The sequence below is a fragment of the Pseudomonas sp. EGD-AK9 genome (assembly GCF_000465935.2).
Taxonomy (GTDB): domain Bacteria; phylum Pseudomonadota; class Gammaproteobacteria; order Pseudomonadales; family Pseudomonadaceae; genus Aquipseudomonas.
Genome location: NZ_AVOF01000184.1, coordinates 1 through 6,675 on the forward strand (window position 1 = coordinate 1; position 6,675 = coordinate 6,675).

Annotated in this window: 7 protein-coding genes, 2 tRNA genes and 1 pseudogene; 2 read left to right on the forward strand and 8 right to left on the reverse strand. The window is 66.1% G+C overall.

The annotated features are described in order from the left end of the window. Nucleotides 1-136: pseudogene (locus N878_RS28345) on the reverse strand (transcriptional regulator); the annotation flags it as partial. 135 nt (nt 137-271) lie between these two features. On the opposite strand from N878_RS28345, the gene N878_RS09980 reads away from it, so the two are divergent. Continuing rightward, nucleotides 272-1,033: an ABC transporter substrate-binding protein gene (locus tag N878_RS09980; RefSeq protein ID WP_031302977.1), complete on the forward strand. Its 762-nt coding sequence runs from the start codon at nt 272-274 to the stop codon at nt 1,031-1,033. Here N878_RS09980 and N878_RS09985 read toward each other — a convergent pair. From N878_RS09985 to N878_RS10000, 4 genes are all read right to left on the reverse strand, one after another. After that, nucleotides 993-1,427 carry a YkvA family protein gene (locus N878_RS09985; protein ID WP_021443524.1) on the reverse strand — a complete coding sequence of 145 codons (435 nt, stop codon included), beginning with the start codon at nt 1,425-1,427 and terminating at the stop codon, nt 993-995. The genes N878_RS09980 and N878_RS09985 overlap by 41 nt on opposite strands. A gap of 346 nt (nt 1,428-1,773) precedes the next feature. Further along, a complete protein-coding gene (locus N878_RS09990; RefSeq protein WP_021443525.1) occupies nt 1,774-2,481 on the reverse strand; it encodes an FKBP-type peptidyl-prolyl cis-trans isomerase in 708 nt (235 codons plus the stop codon). A gap of 187 nt (nt 2,482-2,668) precedes the next feature. Continuing rightward, nucleotides 2,669-2,745: transfer RNA gene (locus tag N878_RS09995), tRNA-Asp, on the reverse strand. 15 nt (nt 2,746-2,760) lie between these two features. Further along, nucleotides 2,761-2,836, reverse strand: a tRNA-Val gene (locus N878_RS10000). 284 nt (nt 2,837-3,120) lie between these two features. Here N878_RS10000 and rdgC point away from each other — a divergent pair. Continuing rightward, nucleotides 3,121-4,041: a recombination-associated protein RdgC gene (gene rdgC, locus N878_RS10005; protein WP_021443526.1), complete on the forward strand. Its 921-nt coding sequence runs from the start codon at nt 3,121-3,123 to the stop codon at nt 4,039-4,041. A gap of 54 nt (nt 4,042-4,095) precedes the next feature. Here rdgC and N878_RS10010 read toward each other — a convergent pair whose 3' ends face one another. The 3 genes from N878_RS10010 to N878_RS10020 form a co-directional block, all read right to left on the reverse strand. Further along, a complete protein-coding gene (locus N878_RS10010) occupies nt 4,096-5,532 on the reverse strand; it encodes an ATP-binding protein (RefSeq protein WP_021443527.1) in 1,437 nt (478 codons plus the stop codon). Continuing rightward, nucleotides 5,525-6,250 (reverse strand): response regulator, encoded by a 726-nt coding sequence (locus N878_RS10015; protein ID WP_021443528.1) that lies wholly within the window; start codon nt 6,248-6,250, stop codon nt 5,525-5,527. The genes N878_RS10010 and N878_RS10015 overlap by 8 nt, the downstream gene beginning before the upstream one ends. A 128-nt stretch (nt 6,251-6,378) precedes the next feature. Continuing rightward, nucleotides 6,379-6,675 (reverse strand): glucokinase (locus tag N878_RS10020; protein WP_031302979.1); only part of this gene is annotated, 297 nt, incomplete at its 5' end.

Genomic DNA, 6,675 nt, shown 5'->3' on the forward strand with positions numbered 1-6,675 from the left:
CCTGGCTCGGCGCGACCACCTGAACCGGCTCGGCCTCGCCCTGACGCCCGGCCGCCTGCAGCAGCGCCTGATAGTCGGCCCAGGGCAGCACGGCGTACTCCGGCTCGCCGTCGCGGGCAATGATTTGCACTGTCATGACTCTCTCCGTTGGAAAGCAGCACCGACGACCTCGGCGCCTTCCTTGCGAGCGGCCATCTTAACAGGCGGCCGCCGCCAGGGGCGTGATCTATACTGCTTTGGCATTAGAGCCCACTGGGCGGGGGAGTTTCTTTTGCGCAGACTCTACGCATTGCTTTGCGGCCTGCTGGCGCTGCCCTGCGCTGCCGACAACCTGCGCTGGGGTTATGGCCCGGCCGACGCCATGCCCTATGTGGGCGTGGAGCAGCAGCGCCTGCAGCGTGGCCTGGCCCACCGCCTCGGCCTGGAACTGGCACTGCGCCTGGATCTGCCGGTGGAATTCATCGAGACGCCGAACAACCGCCTGGAAACCTACCTGCAGCAGGGCCGCCTGCACCTGATCTGCAACGCGAACCCCGAGTGGGTCGGCGAGCCGCAACGCCTGCACTGGTCGCCACCGCTGTACGAGGAGGAAGACGTGCTGTTGCAGCACCGCGACACGGCGCCCTTGACCAGCCTGCAAAGCCTGCATGGCAAGGTGCTCGGCACCAGCCTCGGCTACGTCTACAGCGCGCCACTGATGGCAGCCTTCGCCGACCAGCGCATCCTGCGTCAGGACGTGCGCGACCTCGACACCAGCCTGCAGATGCTCGACAAGCAGCGCCTGGATGCGGTGATCGACATGCGCCGCAACCTGGCCTACAAGCTCGCCCAGCACCCGCAACTGCGCCTGGATTTCAGTCCCTGGGTGGTACAGCGCTATCAGGTGCACTGCGCCTACGGGCCGCACCTGCCGGTGGCGGCCGAACGCCTGGACGCGCTGCTAGTGGAGCTGCGCGACCAGGGCCGGATCGAGCAATGGCTGGAGGAGGCGCTCAGGAGCGCTGCGGACTCGCCGGAGGTAAGCGCTCGATAAGCGCCAGCTGCTCGGGCGTCTGCGCTGCCCGCCAGGCCTTGAAGGCGTCCAGCTCGCCGCGCCAGGTACGCAGCACCCAGGCCAACACGGCCAGATCGTCGATGAAACCCAGCCCCACCAGCCAATCGGGTATGGCATCCAGCGGGGAGAGGAAATACAGCAAGGCGGCCACCACCATCAGCAGCGCCTGGCTGCTGATCTGCCGGTAATCGCCCTTCAGCCAGGCCAGGCACAGCGCGCGCAACAGCCGCAGATCCTCGCGCAGCCCGGCGAAGCGGGCACCCTGCGGCGTGCGCTTGTCGCCCAGGGCGCGGAGCAGTTCCGGCAGGCGTCCCTCGCGCAGGAAACGCGCCGCCATGGGCAGGTAACGCGCCAGTTTCCACGGAGTTTTCATCGGTCCTCCTCGTAACCCAGGCGCCGCCTGGGCTTGCTCGGCTTATCCACCGAAGCTGTGGATAAACCTGTTAACAGGCGTTCGACAAGCTTATCAAAGCCCCGTGGCATGCGGCCTGCAGACAGATCGGGTATTTTTTGCCCACCCCACAAAATCCAATAAAATCAATCACTTGAAAATTGACTTGATGAGCCTGTCGGTGTAACGGGGTCTTGTTAGGAATGCTTCCCATAATGTGCATAAGCGTAACACCTGCGACCGAACACAAGCCCCACAGGTCGATTTCTCGACCGTCAGAAACGGCAACGCCCCGTCGAGACGGGGCGCTGCGTCGAACTGCCGGGTGTTACTCCGCGGCAGCCTGTTCCTTGATGCCGATCAGCTCCAGATCGAACACCAGCACCGAGTTGGCCGGGATCGCCGGCGACGGGCTCTGCTCGCCGTAAGCCAGTTCGCTGGGGATGTACAGCTTGTATTTCTCGCCGACGTGCATCAGCTGCAGGCCTTCGACCCAACCCGGAATCACCCCGCCCACCGGCAGGTCGATGGGGCTGCCGCGCGCGACCGAGCTGTCGAACACGCTGCCGTCGGTCAGCTTGCCTTCGTAGTGCACGGTCACCACGTCGGTTGCCTTGGGCTGGGCACCGTCGGTCTTCTTCACCACTTCGTACTGCAGACCGGATTCGGTGGTGACCACGCCTTCGCGCTTGCCATTTTCCTCGAGGAACTTCTTGCCGGCTTCGGCCGCTTCCTTGTTCAGCGCCGCCATGCGCTCTTCGGCACGGGTCTGCAGGAAGGAGAAGGCCTCGATCATGTCCTCGTCCTTGATGCGCGGCTCTTTCTTCGCCAGCGCATCCTCGATGCCCTGGGCGACGGCGTTGGAGTCCAGATCGTCCATGCCTTCCTCGGACAGGCTGCGGCCCATGTTCAGGCCGATGCCGTAGGAGGCTTTCTGCGCCGGGGTCTTGAGTTCGACTTCGCTGGTTTGCGAATCGCAACCGGCGAGCACCAGGCCCACCAGGGCTACCGCCGCCGCCAAACGATGCTGTTTCATGCTTGTTCCTTGTAGATGCGCCCAAAGGCCGTCGTGTGAAAGCGCGAGCTTAGCAGTCCGCCGCGATCACTGGCTACGGCATAGGAGCCGAGCGATGCGCATAAGTTCAAGCAAACAAAGGAATTTTCTGAGGTTTTCGGCGAATGCCGAAGAGGCGTCACAGGAGGGGATGGAGCGAGGAGGAAAATGGCGCAGCGGACGGGACTCGAACCCGCGACCCCCGGCGTGACAGGCCGGTATTCTAACCGACTGAACTACCGCTGCGCGTAACTGCGAGATTGGTGGGTGATGACGGGATCGAACCGCCGACCCTCTGCTTGTAAGGCAGATGCTCTCCCGGCTGAGCTAATCACCCTTCACTCTCGAAGTGGGGCGCATTCTAGAGAGCGATCTGCACCTTGGCAAGCCCCGATGCAAAAAATTTCTATCGCTCCAGCAAGAACTTAGGCGAGCCCCGGGAATTTTCCCGCTGGCCCGATGCCAGGGTTGGCCTGAGCCCGCGAGGGGAGAATAATGCGCGCTTTGCGCTGGCGGCCAGGCCGCGATCTCGCGACCACCCGCCCCCTTCCCGTCGCGGCGCGCCACCTGCTGCCCGAGCGCCGCCCCGCGACCATCACGCCAATGGAGAGTCACCCGCTCATGTGGTTTCGTAACCTGCTGGTCTATCGCCTCACCCAGGACATCCCCTTCGATGCCGACGCGCTGGAAAGCGCGCTGGCGAGCAAGCCGGCGCGTCCCTGCGCCAGCCAGGAGCTGACCACCTACGGTTTCAGCGCGCCCTTCGGCAAGGGCGCCGACGCGCCGCTGGTGCATGTCAGCGGCGACTTCCTGCTGATCGGCACGCGCAAGGAAGAACGCATCCTGCCCGGTTCGGTGGTGCGCGACGCGCTGAAGGAGAAGGTCGACGAGATCGAGAACAGCCAGATGCGCAAGGTCTACAAGAAGGAGCGCGATCAGTTGAAAGACGAGATCGTCCAGGCCTTCCTGCCACGCGCCTTTATCCGCAAGTCCGGTACCTTCGCCGCCATCGCGCCGAAGCAGGGCCTGATCCTGGTCGACAGCGCCAGCGCCAAGAAGGCCGAAGACCTGCTCTCCACCCTGCGTGAGGCCATGGGTTCGCTGCCGGTGCGCCCGCTGTCGGTGAAGATCGCGCCGACCGCCACCCTCACCGACTGGTTGAAGACGCAGAAGGCCGCCGAGGGCTTCTACGTGCTCGACGAGTGCGAGCTGCGCGACACCCACGAGGACGGCGGCGTGGTGCGCTGCAAGCGCCAGGATCTGACCAGCGAGGAAATCCAGCTGCACCTGTCCACCGGCAAGCAGGTCACCCAGCTGTCGCTGGCCTGGCAGGACAAGCTGTCGTTCGTGCTCGACGACAAGCTGGTGATCAAGCGCCTGCGCTTCGAGGACATCCTCCAGGAGCAGGCCGAACAGGACGGCGGCGAAGACGCCCTGGCCCAGCAGGACGCCAGCTTCACCCTGATGATGATGACCCTGGTGGAGTTCCTCCCCGAGCTGTTCAGCGCCCTCGGTGGCGAAGAGATTCCCCAGGGGATCTGAGCCGCGGCGTCTGCGGCTGAAGCCGCTCCCACAGGGCGGATCGCGGGGCGCACCCTACCTGGGCAAACTCAGGGTCACCCGCAGGCCGCCCTCGCGCAGGTTGCGCAGGCTCAGCTCACCGCCGTGGCTGTGGGCGATATTGCGCGCGATGCCCAGGCCCAGGCCGTAGCCCTGCTGCTGCCCGGCCAGGCGGAAATGCGGCTCGAACACCTGCTCCAGGCGCTGTTCCGGCACCCCCGGGCCTTCGTCGTCGACGTGCAGGACGAAGGCCTGGCCGTCGTCCTCGATCTGCAGGTGGGCGCGCTCGCCGTATTTCAGTGCGTTGTCCACCAGGTTGCCGATGCAGCGCTTGAGCGCCAGCGGCTTGCCCGGATAGGGCGCCAGCGCGCTGCCGGCGAGCGTGACCCGACCGTTACCCAGGTAGGGCTCGACCACCCCGTGCAGCAGGTGATTGAGGTCGACCGGCTCGATGTTCTCGTGGATGTCGGTGTCCTTGACGCACTGCAGCGCGCCCTTGACCAGCATCTCCAGCTCGTCCAGGTCGCGGCCGAACTTGGCCTGCAGCGCCTCGTCGTCGAGCAGCTCGACGCGCAGGCGCAGGCGGGTGATCGGCGTGCGCAAATCGTGGGAGATGGCGCTGAACAGCTGGCTGCGCTCGTTGAGGTAACGGCCGATGCGCTCGCGCATGGCGTTGAAGGCGCGGCTGACCTCGACCACCTCGCTGCCGCCGGCCTCGGCCAGCGGCTCCACCTCGCTGCCCAGCGACATTTCCCGCGCCGCCCGCGCCAGGCGTTTGAGCGGACGGCTCTGCCAGTGCACCAGAATGCCGATGAACAGCAGCAGAAAACTGCTGGTGAGGATGATGAACCACAGCTGCTGCGCCGGCAGGCCCTGCTGCTCCAGGCCGACATAGGGCTCGGGCAGCAAGGACGCCAGGTACAGCCATTCGCCCTCGGCGATCCGGATCTGCGTCACCAGTACCGGCGGATTGAGCGGCTCCAGGCTCAGCGCGTAGTGCGCCCAAGAACGCGGCAGTTCGTCGAGTTTCAGGCCGCTGTTGAAGATGCGCAGGTCCTCCGGGCTGACGAACTGCAGGGAGATGTCCAGGCCGCTGCCCAGACGCTCGCGCAGGGTGGCCTCGACCGCCTCGAGCACCGCGCGCTTGCGCGGCGTCGGCGGCAGCACCTGCATCTGCAGCGGCTTGTCGTTGAGCGAGACGAAGAAGCGCGTGCCGCCCATGTTGCGCAACTGATCGAGCACCAGCGGCCGGTAGCCTATCGGCAGCGAGCGGAAGTAGCTGACGCTGGCGGCCATCGACTGCGCCAGGCTGCGCGCGCTGGTGAGCAGGCCCTCCATCTGGCTGGCGCGCAACTGCGAGACCCAGATGAAACTGGACAACGCCTGCGCCAGCAGCACCACCAGCAGGGTCAGCAGCAGCATGCGCCCGAGCAGCGAGCGCGGCACCGGCAACCAGCGCCGCCAGCTAGCCATGCTGCGCCGTCACCTGGGCCGCCAGCAGGTAGCCGCTGCCGCGCACGGTGCGGATCAGCCGCGGCGGCTTGTCGGTGTCGCGCAGGCGCTGGCGCAGACGGCTGACCGCCATGTCGACGATGCGCTCGAGCGGCATCACCTCGCGGCCGCGGGTGGCGTTGCCGATGGTGTCGCGATCGAGGATCTGCTGCGGGTGATCGAGAAACAGCTTGAGCAGGGCGAAGTCGGCGCCGGAGAGGATCACCTCCTCGCCATCGGCATGGAACAGGCGGTGGCTGACCATGTCCAGGCGCCACTGGTCGAAGGCCAGCACCTCGCCGCCCGCCACCTGGCTGAACTGTGCGCGACGCAGCAGCGCCTTGATCCGCGCCTGCAGCTCGCGCGGGCTGAACGGCTTGCCCAGGTAGTCGTCGGCGCCCAGCTCCAGGCCGATCACCCGGTCGGCCTCGTCGGAGCTGGCGGTGAGCATGATGATCGGCACCAGGGCGAAACGCTGGTGTTCGCGCACCCAGCGGCACAGGCTGAAGCCGTCCTCGTCGGGCAGCATCACGTCGAGAATCACCAGGTCGGCCGGTTCGGCGCACAGCGCCTGGCGAAAGCCGGCACCGTCGCAGGCGGCGCGCACGGCGAAGCCGGCGCGACTCAGGTAGGTCTGTAGCAGGTCGCGAATCTCCGCGTCGTCATCGACCAGGAGAATGGATTTTCCGGGCTGGCTCATGGTCCGCCACCTTTCTTGTTATGCCTCTGTAGCGCGGATGAAATCCGGGCTACGGGACTGGCTCATCTCGCCACTTTGATTGTTCTGCACGGATCTTGGTACGCATGGCCTAGGCGGCCCCGCACACCCTACCCCGCTGCCTGCTGCAGCGCCACGCCGGCGCCCATCAGGCCGGGGTATTCGGCGGTCACCAGCCAGGCCGGGATGCCGTCGAAGTAATGGCTCATGCAGCCCTTGTCGCGCAGCGCCGCGGCGAAGCCGCTGGCCAGAAACAGCTCGGCGAAACGCGGCACCACGCCGCCGACCACATAGACCCCGCCGCGCGCGCCGAGGCTGAGCACCAGGTTGCCGGCGGCGATGCCGGCGCGCAGGGCCAGCGGGATGCTGTTGATGATCCACTCGCGGATCTTGAAGATCGACAGCAG